A 20,334-nucleotide genomic window follows, 5' to 3' on the forward strand; every position below is an offset into this window, starting at 1 on the left:
CCGCCTGGCCTCAGGGAGCGGCGGGGCTCAGCTCGTCGGGCTGCCGGAGGCCGCTGACCCGGAGCGTGATGTTGAGACGGCCCGTGAGCCCGAGGCCGGGCGGTGCCGTGCCCGCGTGGACACGGGGGACACCATGGTAGGCCAGACGGGACGGGCCGCCGAAGACGAACAGGTCGCCGCTGCGCAGTTCGACGTCGGTGTAGGGCCGGGTGCGGGTCTCGGTGTTACCGAAGCGGAAGACGCAGGTGTCGCCGAGGCTCAGCGACACCACCGGTGCGTCGGACTTCTCGTCGCCGTCGCGGTGCATGCCCATGCGGGCGTCGGCGTCGTAGAAGTTGATCAGGGCGATGTCGTAGTCCGGCGCGGGTCCTGCGAGGGTGTCGCGGACCGCCCGGCGGCCCAGTTCGCCGAGCCATTCCGGGAAAGGCTTCACCGGCGCGCCGTCCCCGTCGGCGACCGTGCGGGCGTAGGCGTACGGGTACCAGTGCCAGCCCAGGCACACCTGGCGGGCGGTCATGGTGCCGCCGCCGGGGGTGCGGACCGTGCGCAGGCCGGCGGGGGGACGGGCCCACTCCCGGCAGGCGTCGAGCAGTTCTCGCTGGTGTTCCGCGTCCAGCCAGCCGGGCAGGTGCACGGCGCCGGGCGCGATCTGCGCTCGCGGCCTGGGGAACAGCTCGGCGTCCATGCCCTCCATGGTGCCCGACACGCCCTGAGCTGCGGCTCGGCTAGCCTGGTCGCACGATGGACGACCGTATGACGACGCCGTGGGGCGAGCCGGCGCTGACCCGTTTCCCCGAGGACCCGCGCGACAGGTTGCGCGCCTGGGACGCCTCCGACGAGTACCTGCTGAGGCATCTGGCCGCGGAGCGAGTGCCGCTGGACGGCACGGTCGTGGTCGTCGGGGACCGGTGGGGCGCGCTGGTCACGGCGCTCGCGGAGCACCGGCCGGTGCAGATCAGCGACTCGTTCCTGGCACAGGAGGCGACCCGCGCCAACCTGGCGCGGGCGGGTGCCGAGGCGGGTGCGGTGCGGCTGCTCACCACGCAGGATCCGCCGCCGGAGCGGATCGACGTGCTGCTGGTGCGGGTGCCGAAGAGCCTGGCGCTGCTGGAGGATCAGTTGCTGCGGCTGGCACCCGCCGTGCACGCGGGGACGGTCGTCGTGGGGGCGGGCATGGTGAAGGAGATCCACACCTCGACGCTGCGGCTCTTCGAGCGGATCCTCGGCCCCACCCGCACCTCGCTCGCCGAGAAGAAGGCCCGGCTGGTCTTCTGCACGCCGGATCCGGTGCTGGAGCGGCCCGCCAACCCGTGGCCGTACGTCTACACGCTGCCGGACGGCATCGGCCCCGCCGCGGGAGGCACCGTCGTCAATCACGCGGGGGTCTTCTGCGCCGACCGGCTCGACATCGGCACGCGGTTCTTCCTCGGGCACCTGCCGCAGGGCCGGGGCCGCCGGGTGGTGGATCTGGGGTGCGGGAGCGGCGTGGTGGGGACGTCGGTGGCGCTGGCCGACCCGGACGCCGAGGTGCTGTTCGTGGACGAGTCGTTCCAGGCCGTGGCCTCGGCGGAGGCGACGTACAAGGCCAACGGCGCGCCGGGGCGTGCCGAGTTCCGGGTCGGGGACGGTCTGGCGGGCGTGCCGTCCGGCAGTGTCGATCTGGTCCTGAGCAACCCGCCGTTCCACTCCCACCAGGCGACGACCGACGCCACGGCCCGGCGGATGTTCACCGGGGCGCGGCGCGCGCTGCGGCCGGGCGGGGAGCTGTGGGTGGTGGGCAACCGGCACCTGGGCTACCACGTCAAGCTGCGGAAGCTGTTCGGCAGCAGCCGGCTCGTCGCGAGCGATCCGAAGTTCGTGGTACTGAAGGCCGTCAAGCGGTAGCGGAGCCCAGGGTCTGGAGGGTCCTGGCGACCGTCCGTGTCATCGCCTCCCGGGCGAGGGTCAGGTAACTGCGCGGGTCGACCGCCTCCGGGCGCTCGGTGAGGAAGTCGCGGATCGCTCCGGTCAGCGCGATGTTCAGGGCCGTGCCGATGTTGACCTTGGTGATGCCTCCGGCGACGGCCGCCCTGAGTTCGTCGTCCGGGACGCCGGAGGAGCCGTGCAGGACGAGCGGGACGTCCAGTGCGGCCGACAGGCGTTTGAGCAGGGCGTGGTCGAGGGCCGCCGTGCGGGTGGTCATGGCGTGGGAGCTGCCGATGGCCACGGCCAGGGCGTCCACGCCCGAGTCGGCGACGAAGGACCGCGCCTCGTCGGGGTCGGTGCGGGCGCCGGGGGCGTGCGCGTCCAGCGGGGGTCTGCCGTTCTTGCCGCCGATCTGGCCCAGCTCGGCCTCGATCCAAAGCCCTTGGGCGTGTGCCCGGTCGACCGCCGCCCGGGTCGCGGTGAGGTTCTCGGCGTAGGGCAGGCGGGCGGCGTCGTACATCACGGAGCTGAAGCCGGCGTCCGCGGCCTGGCGCAGCAGGGCGTCGCTCTGCACGTGGTCGAGGTGCAACGCGACCGGCACGGCGGCGCGTTCGGCCACGGCGACGGCCGCGCGGGCCAGCGGGAGCAGTTGTCCGGCGCGGAACTTCACCGCGTTCTCGCTGACCTGGAGGACGACGGGGGCAGCCACCGACTCGGCGCCGGCGACGACGGCCTCGACGTGTTCCAGGGTGATGACGTTGAAGGAGGCGACGGCCGAGCCGGCCGCGGCGGCGCGGGTCACGAGGTCGCCGGTGGTGGTCAGGGGCACGGGATCTCCTGGGGCCTGTCGTCGGGATCGGGCCGGCCGAGAGGGACGGTGTCTTTCGGCCGACCCGGGCGGTGTGTGGTGCGGGCAGTAGCAGGCGGTGGCGGTCCCTTTCCTGTGCGAGCGCGGCCGGGCGTGCGGAAGCCGGCGGCGGACGACGACGCGGGGCGCGCCTCGCGGCGACGGCGGCTGACCCGCACCCGGCCCTGGGTCAGGGTTCGAGGATCACCGAGCGCGTGAGGTGGCGAGGGCTGTCGGGGTCCAGTCCGCGGGACGCGGCGACGGCGACCGCGAGCCGCTGGACGCGGACGAGTTCGGCGAGCGGGTCGAGGCGCCCGGCGATCCACAACGCGCCCGTGTCGCGCACCTGTCGGTCGAGTCCGTCGGGCGGGTCGCCCAGCATCCAGGTCGCCGTGCCCCGGGTGCTGACGCTGATGGGGCCGTGCCGGTACTCCATCGCCGGGTAGGCCTCCGCCCAGGCGAGTGCGGCCTCGCGCATCTTCAGTCCGGCCTCGTCGGCCAGACCGACGGTCCAGCCGCGTCCGAGGAAGGTGAACTGCCCGCACTCCACCAGTCCTTCGGGCAACGGTTCCGTCAGGGCGGTGCGCGCGTCGGTGACCGCCGCGTCGGGGTGGAGGCCGAGGTGGGCGCGGAGCAGGGTGAGGGCCGTGGTCGCGAACCGGGTCTGGACGACGGAGCGTTCGTCCGCGAAGTCCAGGACGACGAGCTCGCCGGCGGCCGTGCGCACGGGCGTGTCCGGGTCGGCGGTGATCGCGGTGGTGCGGACGACGCCTTTCAACCGGCCCAGCAGGTCCAGGACTTCGGTCGTGGTGCCGGAGCGGGTGAGGGCGACGACCCGGTCGTAGTGACGGCCGTGGGGGAACTCCGAGGCGGCGAAGGCGTCGGTCTCGCCCTGGCCCGCGCCCTCGCGCAGGGCCGCGGCGGCCCGCGCCATGAAGTACGAGGTACCGCAGCCGACGATCGCGACCCGCTCCCCCGGGGCGGGCAGCACCTTCGCGTGGTGGGCCGCCTGTGACGCGGCGCGTGCCCAGCACTCGGGCTGGCTGGTCAGCTCGTCCTCGACATGCGTCATTCCGCACCCTCCGCTCTGATTGTTCCTGCAAGATAGCGCCAGGTTTCGAGCATCATCAAGCATTCGGCGCCTTCACGTGCGCTAGGGTCGCCCGGAGATCGAGGACGTGGAGGTGCGGATGTCGCGGGACGCCCGCTGGAAGGCGCTGCTGGAACTGCTCGTGGAGCGCGGCCGGCTGGACGTGGAGGACGCGGCGGCCGAACTCGGGGTGTCGGCGGCGACGATCCGCCGTGACTTCGACGGACTCGCCGAGCAGCAGATGCTGGTGCGTACCCGGGGCGGTGCGGTCGTGCACGGCGTGTCGTACGAGTTGCCGCTGCGCTACAAGACGGCCCGCCACGCCTCCGAGAAGCAGCGCATCGCCAAGGCGGTGGCGGATCTGGTCGCGCCGGGCGAGGCGGTCGGGCTGACCGGGGGGACCACCACGACCGAGGTGGCGCGAGCGCTGGCCGTGCGCGGGGATCTGGGGTCCGGGGCGCCCGCGCTGACCGTGGTGACGAACGCGCTGAACATCGCGAACGAGCTGGCCGTGCGGCCCCAGTTCAAGATCGTGCTGACCGGAGGGGTGGCGCGGGCGCAGTCGTACGAGCTGGTCGGGCCGCTCGCGGACGGGGTGCTCGGGCAGATCACCGTCGACGTGGCGGTGCTCGGTGTCGTCGCGTTCGACGTGACGCACGGCGCCGCGGCGCACGACGAGGCGGAGGCTGCGATCAACCGGCTGCTGTGCGAGCGGGCGGAACGGGTGGTGGTGGCCGCCGACTCCAGCAAGCTGGGGCAGCGGGCCTTCGCCCGGATCTGCGCGGCCGAGGCGGTGGACACCCTGGTCACGGACACCGCGGCCGACCCCGTGGCGGTGCGGCGCTTCGAGGAGGCCGGGCTGCGGGTCGTCACGGTCTGACGACGGCCGTCTGGCGGCGGCCGCCCCCCGGCGGTTCTAGGCTTGGGCTGAGGCGCCTACCGGCAGGGAGGCTGTCATGGGCGGAACGGCACAGGACCGGGGCGTGCCGGGCGGCCGGCGGTACGTACCGATCGCCGAGCACGGGCTGATCGGCGATCTGCGCAGCCTCGCCCTGGTGGGGACCGACGGCACGATCGACTGGTACTGCTCTCCGGCCTTCGACGCACCGAGCGTGTTCGCCTCGATCCTGGACGCGGAGCGCGGCGGCTGCTTCGAGCTGGCGGCGACCGTGCCGGCCCGGACCAAACAGTTCTACTTCCCCGACACCAACGTCCTGATCACCCGGTTCTTCACCGAGGACGGGGTCGGCGAGGTGCAGGACTTCATGCCGGTGGGCGGCGCGGCCACCGAGGCGGAGCGGCACCGGCTGATCCGGCGGGTGGTGTGTGTGCGCGGCTCGATCCCGTTCCGTACGCGGGTGGCACCCCGGTTCGACTACGGCTCCCTGCCGCACACCGTCCGGCTGACCGGTGACACCGCGGAGTTCGCGACCGAGGGGCTGACGCTCGCGCTGACGGCGACCGTGCCGCTGGAGGCCGACGGGCCGGACGTGTGCGGCGAGTTCAAGCTCTCCGAGGGCGACTCGGCGGTGTTCGCGCTGGACAAGGTCGGCGCCGGTGTGGCGCCCCGGCGGTGTGCGCGCACGGAGGCCGAGGAGCAGTTCGCGGCGACGGTCGCGTACTGGCGGCACTGGCTGTCGGCGTCCCGGTACAAGGGCCGCTGGCGGGAGATGGTGCACCGCTCTGCGCTGACGCTGAAGCTGCTCACGTACGCGCCCACCGGGGCGATCGTGGCGGCGCCGACGACGAGCCTGCCCGAGGAGCTCGGCGGCGAACGCAACTGGGACTACCGGTACGTGTGGGTGCGCGACGCGGCCTTCTGCGTCTACGCCCTGCTGCGGCTGGGCTTCACCGGGGAGGCCGAGGCGTTCATGGACTTCGTGACCCGGCACATCAGCCCGGGTGACGGCAAGACGTCCGGACCGCTGCAGATCATGTACGGGATCGACGGACGCACGGAGCTGCCCGAGCGCACCCTCGGCCATCTGGAGGGACACCACGGCTCGGCGCCGGTACGGGTGGGCAACGCGGCGGCCGACCAGCTCCAGCTGGACATCTACGGCGCGCTGATCGACTCGATCTACCTCTACGACAAGTGGGCCAAGCCCGTCTCCAGCGGCCACTGGGACGACGTGTGTGCGCTGGTGGACTGGGTGTGCGCGCACTGGGACCAGCCCGACGAGGGGATCTGGGAGACGCGGGGCGGACGCCGGAACTTCCTGTACTCGCGGCTGATGTGCTGGGTGGCGATCGAGCGGGCCATCCGGATGGCCAACCGGCGCGGCCTGCCCGCCGACCTGCCGCGCTGGCGGGAGTGCCGCGACACGATCTACCGGCGGATCATGAGCCGGGGCTGGTGCGAGGAGCGCGGGGCGTTCGTCCAGCACGAGGACGGTGACGTGCTGGACGCGGCCGTGCTGATGATGCCGCTGACGAAGTTCATCGCCCCCACCGATCCGAAGTGGCTGTCGACGCTGGACGTGCTCACCGAGGAGCTGGTGTCCGACTCGCTGGTCTACCGCTACGACCCCCGCTCCAGTCCCGACGGGCTGCGCGGCGACGAGGGCACGTTCTCCATCTGCTCGTTCTGGTACGTCGAGGCGATGGTGCACGCGGGCCGGATCGACGAGGCGCGCCTGGCCTTCGAGAAGATGCTGACGTACGCCAACCATCTCGGCCTGTACGCCGAGGAGATCAGCCACACCGGGGAGCAGCAGGGCAACTTCCCGCAGGCGTTCACGCACCTCGCGCTGATCAGCGCGGCCTTCAACCTGGACCGGGCGCTGGGCTGACGCTCAGTGCCCGTGGCCGTCGTCCGCATGCCCCTCGGGGGTACCGGGGTCGGGTGCCGCGCCCCCGGACCGGACCGTGAACGCCGCTGTGTGGACCTTGCCGTCGTGCTTGAAGTCGAGGAACAGGCGGTAGGCGCCGGAGCTGGGCGCGGTGGCCGTGAAGGAGATGTCCGGGCCGGGCCTGGTCGTGCCGTCGCCGGGTTCGCCGTTCGGGTGGACGTGCAGGTAGGCGAGGTCGCCGGAGCGCAGGGCGACCAGGTGGCCGTACGCGCCGAGGTAGGGCTGGAGGTCGGTGACGGGCTTGCCGTCGCGGGAGACCGTCAGCCTCAGTTCGCTCGCCTTGCCCGGGCGCGGGGCGCCGGTCAGCCGCACCTCGTAGCCGTCGACCCGGGCCGTGCCGCTCTCCGGGGGCAGCTGCCGGGCCCGGTAGGGGCCGGAGGCGGCGAGGTCCGCGCCGAGGGTGAGGTTCTCGGCGTCCTTCCCGGCCGGGGTGAAGTCGGCGAAGACGCGGTAGCCGCCCGCGCGGGGCAGGTTCACGGGGGTGCTCCAGGTGCCGTCGGCGGCGCGGGTGGGGTGCAGGTGGCGGTAGGTGACCAGGTCGCGTGAGGCCACGATGAGGTGCAGTTCCTTGTCGTGTTCGCGCTGGTAGGCGGTGACCGCGCGACCGTCGGCGTCCCGGACGGTGAAGCGCAGGTCGGCCTGTTCACCGGCGGTGACGCGCGGGGTCCGGAGGTCGAGGGTGTAGCCGCCCTCGGAGATCTGCAGCCCGCCGGCCGGTGGCGTGTCATGGCCGGTGTGGCCGCCGCCCGTCTCCCCTTCGGGCGCGGGCCGGGTGTGTTCACCCCCGTGCTTCGGAGGGCTGTCGGCGACGACGGGGCCGACGCCCTGTCCGACGCCGTAGGCCGCGCCGAAGGTCGCTGCCAGCGCGGCGGCGAAGGTGGTGATCCTCAGTCCGGTGTTCATGGCGTCGGCTCCTTCAGGTACTGCGGCCTCCCGCTCGGATGCGGGGCCTTCATACAGCTCACGATACCCCTAGGGGGTATCGAGTCAAGCCGTTCCGGCGCTTGCATCCTATACCCCACAGGGGTATACATGAACTCCGCGAGGGGATACCCCCGCCCCGTATCTCCGCATCTGTTGGATTCACCCAGAGGAGGCATCCGATGCCCGCCGCCACCTACGCCGTTTCCGGAATGTCCTGCGGCCACTGCAAGGCCACGCTGACCAAGGCCATCGGCGAGCTGGACGGTGTCAGCGGCGTCGAGGTCGACCTCGGCAGCGGACACGTCACCGTCACCGTCACCGGTGCCGCCGAGCCCGACGACGGCGTGATCGCCGAGGTCGTCGACGAGGCCGGCTACGAGCTGACCGGGAGGGTCTGAGCCATGAGCACCGGTACGACGACCGGCACGGACGCCGAGGTGGAGCTCGTCATCGGCGGCATGACCTGCGCCTCCTGCGCGGCGCGCGTCGAGAAGAAGCTCAACCGCATGGACGGGGTCACCGCCACCGTCAACTACGCGACCGAGAAGGCGAAGGTCAGCTACTCCGGCGGCGTCTCCGTCGGCGACCTCATCGCCACCGTCGAGGCGACCGGGTACACCGCGCAGGAGCCCGCGCCTCCCGCGGAGCAGACCGACGAGGCCCCCGAGCCGGACGAGCTGCGCCCGCTGCGCGAACGCCTGGTCACGGCCGTGGTGCTGTCGGTTCCCGTCGTGGCCATGGCCATGATCCCCGCGTTGCAGTTCGAGTACTGGCAGTGGCTGTCGCTCACCCTGGCCGCGCCGGTCGTGACGTACGCGGCGTGGCCCTTCCACAAGGCCGCGTTCACCAACGCGCGGCACGGCGCGGCCACCATGGACACCCTGATCTCGGTGGGCACCTCGGCCGCGTTCCTGTGGTCGGTGTGGGCGCTGTTCTTCGGAACCGCCGGCACGCCGGGCATGACGCACCCCTTCGAGCTGACCATCGAGCGCACGGACGGTGCCGGGAACATCTACCTGGAAGCCGCCGCCGGCGTGACCGCCTTCATCCTGGCGGGGCGGTACTTCGAGGCCCGCGCCAAGCGCAAGGCGGGCGCGGCGCTGCGGGCGCTGCTGGAGCTGGGTGCGAAGGACGTCACCGTGCTGCGGGACAGCGGCCGTGAAGAGACCGTTCCCGTCGCGGACTTGAAGGCCGGGGACCTCTTCCTGGTCCGGCCCGGCGAGAAGATCGCCACGGACGGGACGGTCGTCGAGGGATCCTCCGCCGTGGACGCCTCGATGCTCACCGGCGAGTCCGTGCCCGTGGAGGTGGGCTCGGGCGATCCGGTGACCGGTGCCACGATCAACGTCGGCGGACGGCTCGTCGTGCGTGCCACGCGGGTGGGTGCCGACACCCAACTGGCCCGGATGGCCCGGCTGGTGGAAGACGCGCAGAACGGCAAGGCCGCCGCGCAGCGGCTCGCGGACCGGATCTCCGCCGTGTTCGTGCCGGTGGTGATCGCCCTCGCGCTGGGCACGCTGGGCTTCTGGCTGGGCAACGGCGTCGGGCTGACGGCCGCCTTCACCGCTGCGGTCGCCGTCCTCGTCATCGCCTGCCCGTGCGCCCTGGGTCTTGCCACGCCGACCGCGCTGATGGTGGGCACCGGGCGGGGCGCCCAGCTCGGCATCCTCATCAAGGGCCCGGAGGTCCTGGAGTCCACGCGCCGGGTCGACACCGTCGTCCTCGACAAGACCGGCACGGTCACCACCGGCCGCATGACCCTGCTGGCCGTGCACACCGCCGAGGGCACCGACGAGGCCGAAGTGCTGCGGCTGGCCGGGGCGTTGGAGCACTCCTCCGAGCACCCGATCGCCCGGGCCGTCGCCGACGGGGCGCTGGAGAAGCTGGGTGCGCTGCCGACGCCCGAGGACTTCGCCAATGTGCCCGGGCTCGGTGTGCAGGGCGTCGTCGAGGGCCACGCGGTGCTCGTCGGCCGGGAGCGGCTGCTGGCCGAGTGGGCGATGGAGCTTCCCGAGGGGCTGGCCGGGGCCCGGGCCACGGCCGAGGAGGCAGGGCGCACGGCCATCGCGGTCGCCTGGGACGGTGCGGCGCGTGCGGTGCTGGAGGTGGCCGACGCGGTGAAGGACACGAGCGCGGAGGCGGTCGGCCGGCTGCGGGCGCTCGGACTCACGCCGATCCTGCTGACCGGGGACAACGAGGCGGTGGCCCGGTCGGTCGCCCGGGAGGTCGGCATCGAGGAGGTCATCGCCGAGGTGCTCCCGCAGGACAAGGTCGACGTGGTGAAGCGGCTCCAGGCCGAGGGCCGGTCGGTGGCGATGGTCGGTGACGGCGTCAACGACGCGGCGGCCCTCGCCCAGGCCGATCTGGGCCTCGCCATGGGCACCGGCACGGACGCCGCGATCGAGGCCGGCGACCTGACCCTCGTGCGCGGCGACCTGCGGGCCGCGGCAGACGCCATCCGGCTCGCCCGCCGCACGCTCGGCACCATCCGCTCGAACCTGTTCTGGGCCTTCGCCTACAACGTCGCGGCCCTGCCCCTGGCCGCGGCCGGCCTGCTCACTCCGATGATCGCCGGGGCGGCCATGGCCTTCTCGTCGGTCTTCGTCGTCGGCAACTCGCTCCGGCTGCGCACGTTCCGGGCCGCCGGCTGAGGCGCCGGCGGGTCACCGGCGGCGCCACACCAGCGTGTAGCGCCAGAGCAGACGGCGGCGCAGCCGGACGCCGGGGAGGACGGCCCGGGCCTCGCGCTTGATCTCGGTGAAGGACAGGTCCGCCGGACGGGTGCGGGCGGTCATCGAGACCGGGCGGGGCACCGGGCGGCCCCGGCTCTTGAGCAGCGCCATGACGACGTTGAGCGGGATCGACACGATGCCGAGCAGGTGGTCGACGAAAGTCCGCTCCCGGGCCACGCCCACGATCACCAGGGTGCCGCCGGGGGCCAGATAATCACGGAAGGTCGTGAGCGCCGGGGAGAAGGGCAGATGGTGGACGGCCGCGACGCAGGTGATGACGTCGTACGACCGCTCACCCAGCCCGGTCAGCGCGTCGGCCGCCGTGTACGTCACCGGGGCGGCCGCCGGGGTCAGTTCCCGCGCCCGGGCCGTGATCTCCGGGTCGGCGTCGATGCCGTGCACGCGCTGCGCCCGGGGGGCCAGCAGCCGGGCCAGGTCGCCGGTACCGCATCCCACGTCCAGGGCGCTGCCCACCCGCCCGGGGAGCTGCCGCAGGATCCAGGGGTGGAAGTGGGCGTTGTGGTCCCAGGGACGGGCGGCGTGGAAACGCTCCAGCGCGCGCCGGACCCGGCGGGGCAGAGGTGACATGGGCTCAGTGTCGTGGCTCACGGGGGTGGCCGTCCGCCGATCGGGCACTCGGGAGGTACCGGCTCGCAGGGGCACCGAGCGTGCGCCGGGCGTGAGCCGGTACCGTGCTGGGGAAGGCCACTGCGGGGAGAAGCACATGACCGATCCGACGATCACCGACGCGGACGCCCCCCGTCCGCTCCGAACCGCCCGGGACTCCGCGGGCGGAGCAGGCCGGCTCCTGAGCGCGGTGTTCGGCGACCTCAGGGCCGTGGACGGCGCCCTGTACGCGGCGGTGGCCGCCACTCCCACTCCGACCCTGGACCGGACGCTGCGCCACCTGTCCCACGCGGCCGATCACTCCAAGATCTCGTTCGGCATCGCCGCGGTCCTGGCCCTGGGCGGGAAGCGGCCGCGCAAGGCCGCCCTGGCCGGCGTCGGCGCGATCGCCGTGGCCTCGGCCTCCGCCAATCTGCTCGGCAAGCGCCTGGTGCGCCGGGCGCGTCCCGACCGCGAGGCGGCGCGGGTGACGGTGGACCGGCACGTCAAGATGCCGACCTCGGCCTCGTTCCCGTCGGGGCACACGGCGTCGGCGGTCGCGTTCGCCACCGCCGTCGGCGTGGTCCTGCCGCCCGCGGCGGTCCCGCTCGGCGCGCTGGCGAGCGCCGTCGGCTACTCCCGCGTCCACACGGGCGTGCACTACCCGGGCGACGTGGCAGCGGGTGCGGTCCTCGGCATCGCGAGCGCGGCGGCGGCCCTGGCGGCGGCAGCGGCCACCCCCTCGGCGCGGACACAGGCCCTTCTCGCGGCGGCCCGTTCCTGGCCGCGGATCAGCATCGGCGGCGCCCTGCGCCGGTGAGGCGCTGGTCGGGCACGGGGACCCCACCGGCGGACCGGCGGACGTCGACGGCCGTGAGCGCCAGGGCCAGCGGCCCGGGGGCGAGGAAGGCCAGCGGCAGCAGCATCCACGCGCACAGTGCGGCCGTCGCCACGGCGAGCAGGACCAGACCGCTGCCGCCCACGTCCGTGACGGCGTCCCGGCCCGCCCCGCGCACCGCCGCACGCCAGTCGGTGAGCGACTCGGGGCGCCCGCAGGCCCGCAGGCCGATCACCGCCGCGCAGGCACCGATCGCCGCGGCTGCCGCCGCGAACAGCGGCGCTCCCGGCAGCCCGGCCCCGGCCAGCGCCAGGTCGGCGGCGAGCAGCAGCAGGCCCGCGAGGGCAACGGATCCTGCCACCAGATCACCCGCCCGCAACCGCCGCCGCAGCAGGGCGAAGTACCGTCCCGCCGTGACGGGCCGGCCCTGTCCGGCGCCGCGCAGCACGGCGCACGCCGTCGACAGCGCGGCCGGGACCGTGAGCAGGGGCAGGCAGGCCGCCGCCGTGGCGAGTCCGACGCTCAGCACGTCGGCGAAAAGGGTCATGCGCGGGCCGAACACCTCGCCCGCCTCACGTGTCGGCATCCCGCTCATCCCTTGACTCCGGAGCTGGCCATGCCCTCCACCAGGAACCGCTGGAAAGCGAGGAAGAACAGCACGATCGGCAGCAGCGCGATCACCGACAGGGCGAACATCGGGCCGAACGCGGAGGTGCTGGAGGCGTCCACGAAGGAGCGCAGCGCCAGGGTGAGGGTGAACTTGTCCGGGTCGAAGAGGTAGATGAGCTGGGTGAAGAAGTCGTTCCAGGTCCAGATGAAGGTGAAGATGGCGGTGGTGATGAGGGCGGGCCGGGTGAGTGGCAGGACGACCTGGAAGAAGCTGCGGAAGGGTCCGCAGCCGTCGATGCGGGCCGCCTCCTCCAGCTCGCGCGGCAGGCCGCGCATGAACTGCACGATGAGGAAGACGAAGAACGCCTCGGTTGCGAGGAACTTCGGCAGGATCAGCGGCCAGTAGGTGTTCACCAGGCCGAGCTGGTTGAAGATGATGTACTGCGGGATCAGCACCGCGTGGTGCGGCAGCATGATCGTGGCGATCATGAAGGCGAACAGCGGCCCGCGGAAGCGGAACCTGAGGCGCGCGAAGGCGTAGGCCGCGAGCGAGCAGCTGATGACGTTACCGAGGACCGCGCCGCCCGCGATGAGCAAGGAGTTGCCGAGCAGCCGCCAGATGGAGACGTCGTTCACGCCGTCGAGCGCGGTCTTGTAGTTGGACCACTCCAGGTGACTGGGCAGCAGGTCGAGGCTGGCGATGACCTCGTCGGCGGGCTTGAGCGAGGTGGCCAGCAGCCAGGCCAGCGGGTACAGCATGACCAGCAGGGCGGCCAGGCAGCCCGTGTGCAGGGCGACGCGGCCCCACCGGACGGGCCTGCGGGCAACGGTCGTAGAGGTCACCGGTCCCCCTCGGAAGCGTAGAAGACCCAGGAGCGCGAGGTGCGGAACAGCACCGCCGTGACGACGCCGATCACGGCGAGCAGCACCCAGGCCATGGCGGAGGCGTAGCCCATGTGGGAGGCGACGAAGCCGCGGTCGTAGAGGTACATCGTGTAGACGAGGGTCGAGTCGGCCGGTCCGCCCTTGCCCGCGCTGACGGCGAAGGCGGGGGTGAACACCTGGAAGGCCTGGATGGTCTGGAGGACCAGGTTGAAGAAGAGCACCGGGGACAGCATCGGCACGGTGACGGACAGGAACTGCCGCCACTTCCCGGCCCCGTCGACCGCGGCCGCCTCGTACAGCTCGGCGGGGATCTGCTGGAGTCCGGCGAGGAAGATGACCATCGGGGCGCCGAACTGCCACACCGTCAGCAGGGCCACGGCCAGCAGTGCCCAGCCGGGCTTGTTGACCCAGCCGCCGGTGCCGAGCAGGTTGTCGACCGTGCCGCCGTCGTTGAAGACCGCCCGCCAGACGAGCGCGATGGACATGGACGCGCCGAGCAGGGAGGGGGCGTAGAACGCGGAGCGGTAGAAGCCCTTGCCGCGCTTCATGCCCTTCAGGGCGAGGGCTACGGCCAGGGCGAGGGCGAGTTGCAGGGGCACGGCGACGAGGACGTACGTCAGGGTCGTCACGACCGAGCGCCAGTACCGCGGGTCCTCGGTGAACATCTGCGCGTAGTTGCGCAGGCCCACCCACTTCGGCGGGGTGAACAGGTCGTAGTCGGTGAACGACAGGTACAGCGACACGGCCATCGGCAGCAGTGTCAGGACGATCGCGCCGAGCACCCAGGGCGAGAGGAACACCCAGGCGGCGCCCTCGCGTTCACGCCGGGGGCGGCGCTTCGGGGCGGCGGCCGGGGCGTGCCTCGCCTCCGGGGGGATCGCGGTGGTGGTCATGACCTCAGCTCCGCCTTCGCCTCGGTGACGTAGTTCTCGGCCGCCTCGCGGGGCGACATGCGCGCGTAGGAGACCTGGTCGTAGTCGCGCTGGAAGGTGCTCTGGAGGGCGTTGTCGCCCGAGGGCGGGGCCTGGGGCGGGTCCTTGAGCTTGCCCTCCAGCGAGGCCTGGAAGTCGGCGATGGTCTTGTCGAAGTCCTTGAGCTGCGGGCCGGTCTCGTCGCGGATCGTCTCGTTGACGGGGATGCCGCGGCTCGCGCCGAGGATCTTCGCGGCCTCCCGGTCGTTGATCAGGAAGTCGACGAGCTGCGCCGCCTCCTTCGGGTGGCCCGTGTCGGCCGAGACGCCCAGGAACATGGACGGCTTGAAGTACTGGCCGGGCGTGCCGTCCTCGCCGGACGGCATGGGCGCGAGGGCGACGCCGGTCGGTATCAGGGCGACGAAGCCGCTGGCCGGGGCGTCCCAGTTGGCGTCGGTGACGGATGTGCCGCGTCCCAGCGGGGTGTTCTCGACGGAGCCGTCGAGCTGGGTGGTCTGCTCGGCGGGCGAGACGGCGCCCTCACGGCGCAGTGCGTCGGTGAAGGTCCACCAGCGGGTGAGGTCGGCGGCGGTGAAGCCGAGTCCGCCGCCCTTGGTGTAGAGGGCCTTGCCCTGGCCGCGCAGCCAGACCTCGAAGGCGTCCTCGCTCTGACCGGGGTCGGTCGCCCCCGGCTTGCCGGTCTTCCGCGCGAGGGCACGCATCGTGTCCGCCCACTCGCTCCAGGTCCAGCTCTCGCCGGGCAGCGGGACGCCCGACTTCTTCCAGGTCCGGACGTCGTAGGCGACGGTCTCGGTGCCGCGGCCCTGCGGGATCGCGTACTGGACGTCGTCGACACGGCCGGTGGCGAGCAGACCCGGGTCGATCTCGGAGGTGCGCAGGACGGACTTCTGTCGCGCGAGGTCGAGCAGGACTCCGCCGGAGGCGTACTGGTCGATCTGGCGGTAGTCCAGCTGCATCACGTCCGGGGCGTCACCGCCGGCGGCCTGGGTGGCGAGTTTCTGCTTGTAGGCGTCGTAGCCGGAGAACGACGTCGTCACGTCGACGTTCGGATGCTGTTGCTCGAACAGCGCGACGGCCCGCTCGGTGCGTTCCGCGCGGTCGGGGTTGCCCCACCACGTGTAGCGCAGCACCACCTTGCCGCCGCCTGCGGACTCCCCGGATCCTCCGCAGCCCGCCAGCACCGCACACAGTGCCAGTGCGACGGCCGACGCGCAGAACCCCTTTGTCCTGTTTCCGGGCATGCCGAGATCACTCCTCCCGATACGGAGTTTCGGTTGAGCCCCCCTCAGTTCCCCCTCGGATCCCTTTCCGGTCCCCTCGCGCCCCCTGCTGCTACTCCCCCTGGTACGGCAGCGTCGTGCCCGGCAGCGCGTACTCGTCACGCCGGCCGCACATGCCGAAGCCGCCGAGCCGGGTGGGCGCGGCCTCGTACGCGGTGGCCTCGCCGAGGTGGGCGGGATCGCCCGCGGCCAGGGCGTCGAGCTGGGCGCCGGTGCGCTCCGCCGTGGCCAGGGCGCCCTCCCGCCACAGCTTGCGCCAGGTGGGCACCTTGTCGCGCACGAGCCGGGCGGCGGCGCTCTGGAACTCCAGGTACGGGCCGTTGTCGCCGGCCACGAGGGCCTCGCGCAGCCCGAGGTAGCCCTCGACGGCCAGGTCCCTGCGGCGCCGCGCGGCCGCCGCCGTCTCCGGCCCGGTGCCGGGCGGCAGGGCAGCCGCCGCGGCGTACCGGTCGGGGTCGGCGAGCACTTCGGGCGGGAAGGTGAACACGGCGTCCCCGGCCTCGGGCAGGCCGCTGTTCTGCATCAGCACGGTGATGCGCAGATCGCCGCCCTGCACCATGCGGTGCACGGTGCCCGGTGTGAACCAGGCGATCGAGCCGGCTTCGAGGGGGATGTCCCGGTAGCCGTCGGGGCTCAGCGTCTGGACCGCGCCCCGGCCGCCGGTGACGACGTACGCCTCCGTGCACACCAGGTGCAGGTGCGGGCTGCCGCCGCAGACGCCGTCGGCGGCCTCCCAGTCGTAGGCGCTGAGGTGCGACAGGCCGATCGCGCCGGGCAGCGGGTGCGGGAGTGCGGCATGCTCCGTCCCGCTCACCACGCCAGGCCCTCCAGGTGGGTGCCGACCCGGTCGCGGTCCCAGGCGCCGTCGGCCACCACCAGCCGGTAGCGGTAGGCGAAGGACTCGCCGGGCGGCAGTTCGAACTCCTCGAAGAACGCCCAGGAGAACGCCACCGTCGGGAAGGGCTCGGAGCGGACGAACCAGTGCGACTCGTGGACCGGGGAAGCCGCGTCGAGGTTCTCGGGAGCGTGCGCGAAGACCAGGGTGGAGTGGCCGTCGACGTCGTCGTGCTCGGTGGTGAAGGCGAGCCAGGGGCCCTGGGTGCCCATCAGCTTGCCCGCGTCGGCGTCGGTGTCCGGGGCGAAGACCGTGCCGCCGGTGAAGTCGCGCGGGCCGCGCCACTGGAGCCCGGTGTAGCCGGCCATCTCGCGGCCCGCGGTGGTCGGAGAGCCGAAGACCAGCGGTGCGGAACGGGTGTTGGTGAGGCGGATCGACCAGTCGAGGGCCCAGGAACCGGCCTCCTCGTCCACCGAGTGGACGGTCAGGCCGCGCACCTCGCGCGCCCACTCCTCGCCGCCGTTCTCGATCCAGGTGAGGTTCTCTCTGAAGGCGAGGCGGTCGTCCTCGACGGTGAAGTCCGCGAAGCCGTCGTGCCGCATGGAGCCGACACGCTCGGGCAGGGGGAGGTAGCCCTGGCCGTGGACGTAGCAGTTGCCGCCCCAGAAGTTCTGGCCGGACAGATGACTCGCGGTCATCTGGAGGCCCTTGTGCCAGCGGTGGTCGTTCGGGCGGTAGCCGGTGACCGTGCGGCCCGAGAGGGTGCGCACCGGGTGGGCGTAGGGCTTGCGGGACTCGAAGGGGTCCGGGTCGGGGCGGTAGACGTAGCGGAGGATCTCCGTGCCGCCTGCGGTGACGGCGATGTCCTCGCCGTGCGTGTGGGTGACGCGGATGGTCATGCGCGCTCCTTGGGGGCCCAGTCGGGGTACTCGCCGTGCATGGCCTCGTAGAAGGGGTCGCCGGGGCCGATCTCCCCCGCGTGCACCGAACCGCCGGTGAACGCCGCCTTGTAGAGGGCGGCGGCGAACTCCAGCGTGGCGCGGGCGTCGCGGCCGCTGCCCGGGGGCCGGGTGCCGTTGTCGTAGGCGTCCAGGAGTGTGCCCAGCTGCGCGGTGTGCGAGCTGGGCACGTCGGCGGCGGGGGTGCGCCAGGCCGTGGTGCGCTCGGAGGCCACGTGCGGGGCCGGGGTGTAGGCCCAGCTGTCGTTGCCGTGGCCGTACAGATGGGTGAGCTCGACCGTGGCGTCCGCGCAGTCGATGCGGATGCGGCTCACCTCGTCCGGGGAGAGCACGCTGTTGACGACGGTCGCGAGGGCGCCGCCACGGAACCGCACCAGGGCGGTGGAGACGTCCTCGCTCTCGGTGTCGTGCACCAGGCGCGCGGCCATGGCCCGGATCTCCTCCCACTCACCGAGCAGGTGCAGGAGGAGGTCGTACTGGTGGATGCCGTGGCCCATGGTCGGACCGCCGCCCTCGCTGGCCCACTTCCCGCGCCACGGCACCGCGTAGTACGCGGCGTCCCGGTGCCAGGTCGTCTGGCAGTGCGCGACCAGCGGGGCACCCAGCTCACCGCTGGTGATCAGCTCGCGGGCGTGTACGGCGCCGGAGCCGTAACGGTGCTGGAAGACGACCGCCGCGTAGGCGCCGGAGGCCTCCTCGGCCGCGGCGATCTCGTCGTACTCGGCGAGCGACAGGGTCAGCGGCTTCTCGCACAGCACCCAGGCGCCCGCCTTCAGCGCGGCCACCGTCTGGTCGCGGTGCAGGGAGGGCGGCGTCCCGATCAGGACCAGGTCGGGACGGACGGCGTCCAGCATCGCGTCCACCGAGGTGTACCCGGCGACCTGCTCACCGGCCAGCTCGCGGAAGGCGTCGAGGCGCTCCAGGTCCACGTCGACGGCGGCCACCAGTTCCACCCTGTCGGAGTGGGCCCGCAGCGCGGGCAGATGGCTGCCGCTGACGATGGCTCCGGTGCCGACGACGGCCACGCGGCGGCGGGTGGGGGACAAGGACATGCGGCGCTCCTCGGACAGCCTGCTGACACGCGCTTGGAAAGCGCTTGCACTCGGAAGGGACCCTAGGCGCGAGAGAATGTCTGGACAACCCCCCTGCGACGACCTGCACAAGGTCTTCCCGAGCATCGCCCCAGCTCGGGGCGGAGATCCGGGCCTGAGCCCCGTTGCGGAAACGGCATTCCACCACCTCGCCGCTAGGGCTGACCCCACCACGAACCGGCTGCCAGCCGGAGTGATCGTACGGCGGGCCGTCCCTACCGTTCTGTCGCACAGCACCCTCTTCGGCATGCTCCTGCCTGCCTGCCGAGGGACACCGGCGACAGAAAGGACCCCCACGTGTTATCCCGTTCCCCGGGAACCGCGACAAGAGCCGTCCTCGCCCTGACGACCGCCGCACTGGCCTTCACCGCACTGCCCGCCACGGCCGAGGCGGCCCCGGATCCTCTCGCCCGCTACCACCGGCAGCACCTCGCCTGGAAGAGCTGCGTGCTCGGGCCCGACGACACCACCGGCAAGGAACTGAAGCAGGCGGGCGCCCGCTGCGCCGACGTGACCGTACCGCTGGACTACTCCGACCCCGGCGGCCGGACGATCACCGTGGCGATCTCCCGGATCCGCGCCACGGACACCGCCCGCCGCGTCGGTCCCCTGCTCCTCAACGGCGGCGGCCCCGGCGGCCCCTCGCTCGGCGATCCGCCCTGGGTGCGCGACGCGATGAAGGACGTGGCCGCGCGGTACGACCTCGTCGGTGTCGACCCGCGCTTCATAGGCCGCAGCACCCCGCTGGACTGCCGCTGGCCGACCGGATCGGCCTGGCGCGGTGCGGGTGAGGACCGGGCGGGCTTCGACCGCATGGCGGCCTTCTCGAAGAACCTCGCCGACCGCTGCCGGGCCCACGCGGGCGATGCGCTCCCCCACGCCACCACCCGCAACACCGCCCGCGACATGGACGTCGTGCGGGCCGCGCTCGGCGAACGCCGGATCTCCTACCTGGGCTACTCGTACGGCAGTTACCTCGGCGAGGTGTACGCCTCGATGTTCCGGGGCCGCACGGACCGGGTCGTCCTGGACGGTGTGATCGACCCGGACCGCTACAGCGCCCGGCTGTGGCGGGGCACCGAGCCGGCCAACCACCAGGCCCTGGGGGGCTGGGCCTCCTGGGCCGCCGCCCGCGACACGGCCTACGGGCTGGGCCGTACGCGCGGCGAGGTGCTGGCCACGGTGGAGCGGGTCCGGGCCGCCGCAGCCCGCACCCCGCTGCGGCTCGGCGAGCACCGGCTGGACGGGCACGTCCTGCCCCTCGTCGCCCTCAACGGCCTCTCGCAGCACAACGCCGCCGCCTACGGAGACTTCGCCGAGGGCGTGCGGGACATGCTGCGGGCCTCGCGGGGAGAGCGGGTGACGCCGTCGCCGTGGCTGGCCGGGGTCCTGGAGTTCGTGCTCACCGGCACCGACTCGCCCTACGGCAGCGCGCAGACGGCGATCATCTGCGGCGACAACGCCGCGCCGCGTGATCCCGGGGTGTACTGGCGCGACGTCGAGCGCACCCGGGCCGGGGACCCGCTCTTCGCGCCCGTCACCGCCAACATCAACCCGTGCGCGTTCTGGGACCGGCCGCGGGAGCGTCCGACGCGGATCCGTGACGACCTGCCGGCCCTGCTGGTGAACGCCACCGGGGACCCGCGGACCTACTACGACGGCGCCGAGGCCGTCCGCGGGAGGTGGCCTTCCTCGCGTCTGGTCACCCTGGAGGGGGCCGACCAGCACGCGGTGTACGGCGTCTACGGGTCGGCTTGTGCCGACGGCGCGGTCAACTCCTACCTCGCGACGGGTCGGCTGCCCGCGCGGGACATCGACTGCGCGGCGCGCACCACCCCCTAGGGGTGTCCGCGACAGCGACCGGCCCTGATGGTCACCGCCCGCGGGCGGGGTCCCGCCGGGCCGGGATGCCGCGTCAGGTCTCGACGTGCTGGGTGTGCTCCCCTCGG

Annotated in this window: 19 protein-coding genes; 7 read left to right on the forward strand and 12 right to left on the reverse strand. The window is 72.9% G+C overall.

Annotation, left to right across the window (positions count from 1 at the left end; all coding sequences use genetic code 11):
* Positions 1 to 10 precede the first annotated feature (10 nt).
* Entirely contained in the window at positions 11 to 685 is a 675-nt protein-coding gene (locus AB0E85_RS18730) for an alpha-ketoglutarate-dependent dioxygenase AlkB (protein WP_361928142.1), read from the reverse strand.
* A 68-nt stretch (positions 686 to 753) separates the two neighbouring features.
* Here AB0E85_RS18730 and AB0E85_RS18735 point away from each other — a divergent pair, with 68 nt between their 5' ends.
* Positions 754 to 1,884, forward strand: coding sequence for a methyltransferase (locus AB0E85_RS18735; protein ID WP_361928145.1), 1,131 nt, complete (start codon positions 754 to 756; stop codon positions 1,882 to 1,884).
* Here the strand turns inward: AB0E85_RS18735 and AB0E85_RS18740 are convergent.
* Together AB0E85_RS18740 and AB0E85_RS18745 are read right to left on the reverse strand one after the other, a co-directional pair.
* Positions 1,874 to 2,734, reverse strand: coding sequence for a class II fructose-bisphosphate aldolase (locus AB0E85_RS18740; RefSeq protein WP_361928148.1), 861 nt, complete (start codon positions 2,732 to 2,734; stop codon positions 1,874 to 1,876). The two genes, AB0E85_RS18735 and AB0E85_RS18740, sit on opposite strands and share 11 nt — an antisense overlap.
* 208 nt (positions 2,735 to 2,942) lie before the next feature.
* Positions 2,943 to 3,824 (reverse strand): sugar isomerase, encoded by an 882-nt coding sequence (locus AB0E85_RS18745; protein WP_361928150.1) that lies wholly within the window; start codon positions 3,822 to 3,824, stop codon positions 2,943 to 2,945.
* 118 nt (positions 3,825 to 3,942) lie between these two features.
* Between AB0E85_RS18745 and AB0E85_RS18750 the strand changes: the two genes are divergently transcribed.
* Positions 3,943 to 4,722, forward strand: coding sequence for a DeoR/GlpR family DNA-binding transcription regulator (locus AB0E85_RS18750; RefSeq protein WP_361928153.1), 780 nt, complete (start codon positions 3,943 to 3,945; stop codon positions 4,720 to 4,722).
* Between the two features lie 76 nt (positions 4,723 to 4,798).
* Positions 4,799 to 6,634 carry a glycoside hydrolase family 15 protein gene (locus AB0E85_RS18755; protein ID WP_361928155.1) on the forward strand — a complete coding sequence of 612 codons (1,836 nt, stop codon included), beginning with the start codon at positions 4,799 to 4,801 and terminating at the stop codon, positions 6,632 to 6,634.
* A gap of 3 nt (positions 6,635 to 6,637) precedes the next feature.
* Here AB0E85_RS18755 and AB0E85_RS18760 read toward each other — a convergent pair whose 3' ends face one another.
* A complete protein-coding gene (locus AB0E85_RS18760) occupies positions 6,638 to 7,597 on the reverse strand; it encodes a hypothetical protein (protein WP_361928158.1) in 960 nt (319 codons plus the stop codon).
* Between the two features lie 200 nt (positions 7,598 to 7,797).
* Here AB0E85_RS18760 and AB0E85_RS18765 point away from each other — a divergent pair, with 200 nt between their 5' ends.
* Positions 7,798 to 8,016 carry a cation transporter gene (locus AB0E85_RS18765; protein ID WP_361928160.1) on the forward strand — a complete coding sequence of 73 codons (219 nt, stop codon included), beginning with the start codon at positions 7,798 to 7,800 and terminating at the stop codon, positions 8,014 to 8,016.
* A 3-nt stretch (positions 8,017 to 8,019) separates the two neighbouring features.
* Positions 8,020 to 10,269 carry a heavy metal translocating P-type ATPase gene (locus tag AB0E85_RS18770; protein WP_361928163.1) on the forward strand — a complete coding sequence of 750 codons (2,250 nt, stop codon included), beginning with the start codon at positions 8,020 to 8,022 and terminating at the stop codon, positions 10,267 to 10,269.
* A 12-nt stretch (positions 10,270 to 10,281) separates the two neighbouring features.
* On the opposite strand, the gene AB0E85_RS18775 is transcribed toward AB0E85_RS18770, so the two are convergent.
* Positions 10,282 to 10,938: a class I SAM-dependent methyltransferase gene (locus tag AB0E85_RS18775; protein WP_361928166.1), complete on the reverse strand. Its 657-nt coding sequence runs from the start codon at positions 10,936 to 10,938 to the stop codon at positions 10,282 to 10,284.
* Between the two features lie 136 nt (positions 10,939 to 11,074).
* On the opposite strand from AB0E85_RS18775, the gene AB0E85_RS18780 reads away from it, so the two are divergent.
* Positions 11,075 to 11,776 carry a phosphatase PAP2 family protein gene (locus AB0E85_RS18780; RefSeq protein WP_361928169.1) on the forward strand — a complete coding sequence of 234 codons (702 nt, stop codon included), beginning with the start codon at positions 11,075 to 11,077 and terminating at the stop codon, positions 11,774 to 11,776.
* Here AB0E85_RS18780 and AB0E85_RS18785 read toward each other — a convergent pair.
* The 7 genes from AB0E85_RS18785 to AB0E85_RS18815 form a co-directional block, all read right to left on the reverse strand.
* Entirely contained in the window at positions 11,748 to 12,389 is a 642-nt protein-coding gene (locus tag AB0E85_RS18785) for a hypothetical protein (RefSeq protein ID WP_361928171.1), read from the reverse strand. The genes AB0E85_RS18780 and AB0E85_RS18785 overlap by 29 nt on opposite strands.
* The gene (locus tag AB0E85_RS18790; protein WP_361928173.1) at positions 12,386 to 13,246 is read right to left on the reverse strand and encodes a carbohydrate ABC transporter permease; all 861 of its coding nucleotides are present in this window, start codon (positions 13,244 to 13,246) and stop codon (positions 12,386 to 12,388) included. The genes AB0E85_RS18785 and AB0E85_RS18790 overlap by 4 nt, the downstream gene beginning before the upstream one ends.
* Positions 13,243 to 14,181, reverse strand: a complete 939-nt coding sequence (locus AB0E85_RS18795; protein WP_361928175.1) for a sugar ABC transporter permease — start codon at positions 14,179 to 14,181, stop codon at positions 13,243 to 13,245. Before AB0E85_RS18795 ends, AB0E85_RS18790 begins: the two co-directional genes overlap by 4 nt.
* On the reverse strand, positions 14,178 to 15,461 hold the full coding sequence (locus tag AB0E85_RS18800; RefSeq protein WP_361928178.1) for an ABC transporter substrate-binding protein: 1,284 nt from the start codon (positions 15,459 to 15,461) through the stop codon (positions 14,178 to 14,180). Before AB0E85_RS18800 ends, AB0E85_RS18795 begins: the two co-directional genes overlap by 4 nt.
* A 91-nt stretch (positions 15,462 to 15,552) precedes the next feature.
* Entirely contained in the window at positions 15,553 to 16,317 is a 765-nt protein-coding gene (locus AB0E85_RS18805; RefSeq protein WP_361928180.1) for a cupin, read from the reverse strand.
* Complete coding sequence (locus AB0E85_RS18810; RefSeq protein ID WP_361928183.1) at positions 16,311 to 17,234, reverse strand: PmoA family protein; 924 nt, start codon at positions 17,232 to 17,234, stop codon at positions 16,311 to 16,313. The genes AB0E85_RS18805 and AB0E85_RS18810 overlap by 7 nt, the downstream gene beginning before the upstream one ends.
* On the reverse strand, positions 17,231 to 18,346 hold the full coding sequence (locus tag AB0E85_RS18815; protein ID WP_361928186.1) for a Gfo/Idh/MocA family oxidoreductase: 1,116 nt from the start codon (positions 18,344 to 18,346) through the stop codon (positions 17,231 to 17,233). The genes AB0E85_RS18810 and AB0E85_RS18815 overlap by 4 nt, the downstream gene beginning before the upstream one ends.
* A 336-nt stretch (positions 18,347 to 18,682) precedes the next feature.
* On the opposite strand from AB0E85_RS18815, the gene AB0E85_RS18820 reads away from it, so the two are divergent.
* Positions 18,683 to 20,227, forward strand: coding sequence for an alpha/beta hydrolase (locus AB0E85_RS18820; RefSeq protein WP_361928188.1), 1,545 nt, complete (start codon positions 18,683 to 18,685; stop codon positions 20,225 to 20,227).
* The last annotated feature ends 107 nt before the right edge of the window (positions 20,228 to 20,334 follow it).

The sequence above is a fragment of the Streptomyces sp. NPDC029044 genome, from assembly GCF_040637495.1.
Classification (GTDB): Bacteria; Actinomycetota; Actinomycetes; order Streptomycetales; family Streptomycetaceae; genus Streptomyces.

Bases quoted from the DNA above. Each gene is read 5' to 3' on its own strand.
- AB0E85_RS18730 (WP_361928142.1), bottom strand. From the start codon at position 685: ATGGACGCCGAGCTGTTCCCCAGGCCGCGAGCGCAGATCGCGCCCGGC.
- AB0E85_RS18735 (WP_361928145.1), top strand. From the start codon at position 754: ATGACGACGCCGTGGGGCGAGCCGGCGCTGACCCGTTTCCCCGAGGAC.
- AB0E85_RS18745 (WP_361928150.1), bottom strand. From the start codon at position 3,824: ATGACGCATGTCGAGGACGAGCTGACCAGCCAGCCCGAGTGCTGGGCA.
- AB0E85_RS18750 (WP_361928153.1), top strand. From the start codon at position 3,943: ATGTCGCGGGACGCCCGCTGGAAGGCGCTGCTGGAACTGCTCGTGGAG.
- AB0E85_RS18755 (WP_361928155.1), top strand. From the start codon at position 4,799: ATGGGCGGAACGGCACAGGACCGGGGCGTGCCGGGCGGCCGGCGGTAC.
- AB0E85_RS18760 (WP_361928158.1), bottom strand. From the start codon at position 7,597: ATGAACACCGGACTGAGGATCACCACCTTCGCCGCCGCGCTGGCAGCG.
- AB0E85_RS18765 (WP_361928160.1), top strand. From the start codon at position 7,798: ATGCCCGCCGCCACCTACGCCGTTTCCGGAATGTCCTGCGGCCACTGC.
- AB0E85_RS18770 (WP_361928163.1), top strand. From the start codon at position 8,020: ATGAGCACCGGTACGACGACCGGCACGGACGCCGAGGTGGAGCTCGTC.
- AB0E85_RS18775 (WP_361928166.1), bottom strand. From the start codon at position 10,938: ATGTCACCTCTGCCCCGCCGGGTCCGGCGCGCGCTGGAGCGTTTCCAC.
- AB0E85_RS18780 (WP_361928169.1), top strand. From the start codon at position 11,075: ATGACCGATCCGACGATCACCGACGCGGACGCCCCCCGTCCGCTCCGA.
- AB0E85_RS18785 (WP_361928171.1), bottom strand. From the start codon at position 12,389: ATGAGCGGGATGCCGACACGTGAGGCGGGCGAGGTGTTCGGCCCGCGC.
- AB0E85_RS18795 (WP_361928175.1), bottom strand. From the start codon at position 14,181: ATGACCACCACCGCGATCCCCCCGGAGGCGAGGCACGCCCCGGCCGCC.
- AB0E85_RS18800 (WP_361928178.1), bottom strand. From the start codon at position 15,461: ATGCCCGGAAACAGGACAAAGGGGTTCTGCGCGTCGGCCGTCGCACTG.
- AB0E85_RS18810 (WP_361928183.1), bottom strand. From the start codon at position 17,234: ATGACCATCCGCGTCACCCACACGCACGGCGAGGACATCGCCGTCACC.
- AB0E85_RS18815 (WP_361928186.1), bottom strand. From the start codon at position 18,346: ATGTCCTTGTCCCCCACCCGCCGCCGCGTGGCCGTCGTCGGCACCGGA.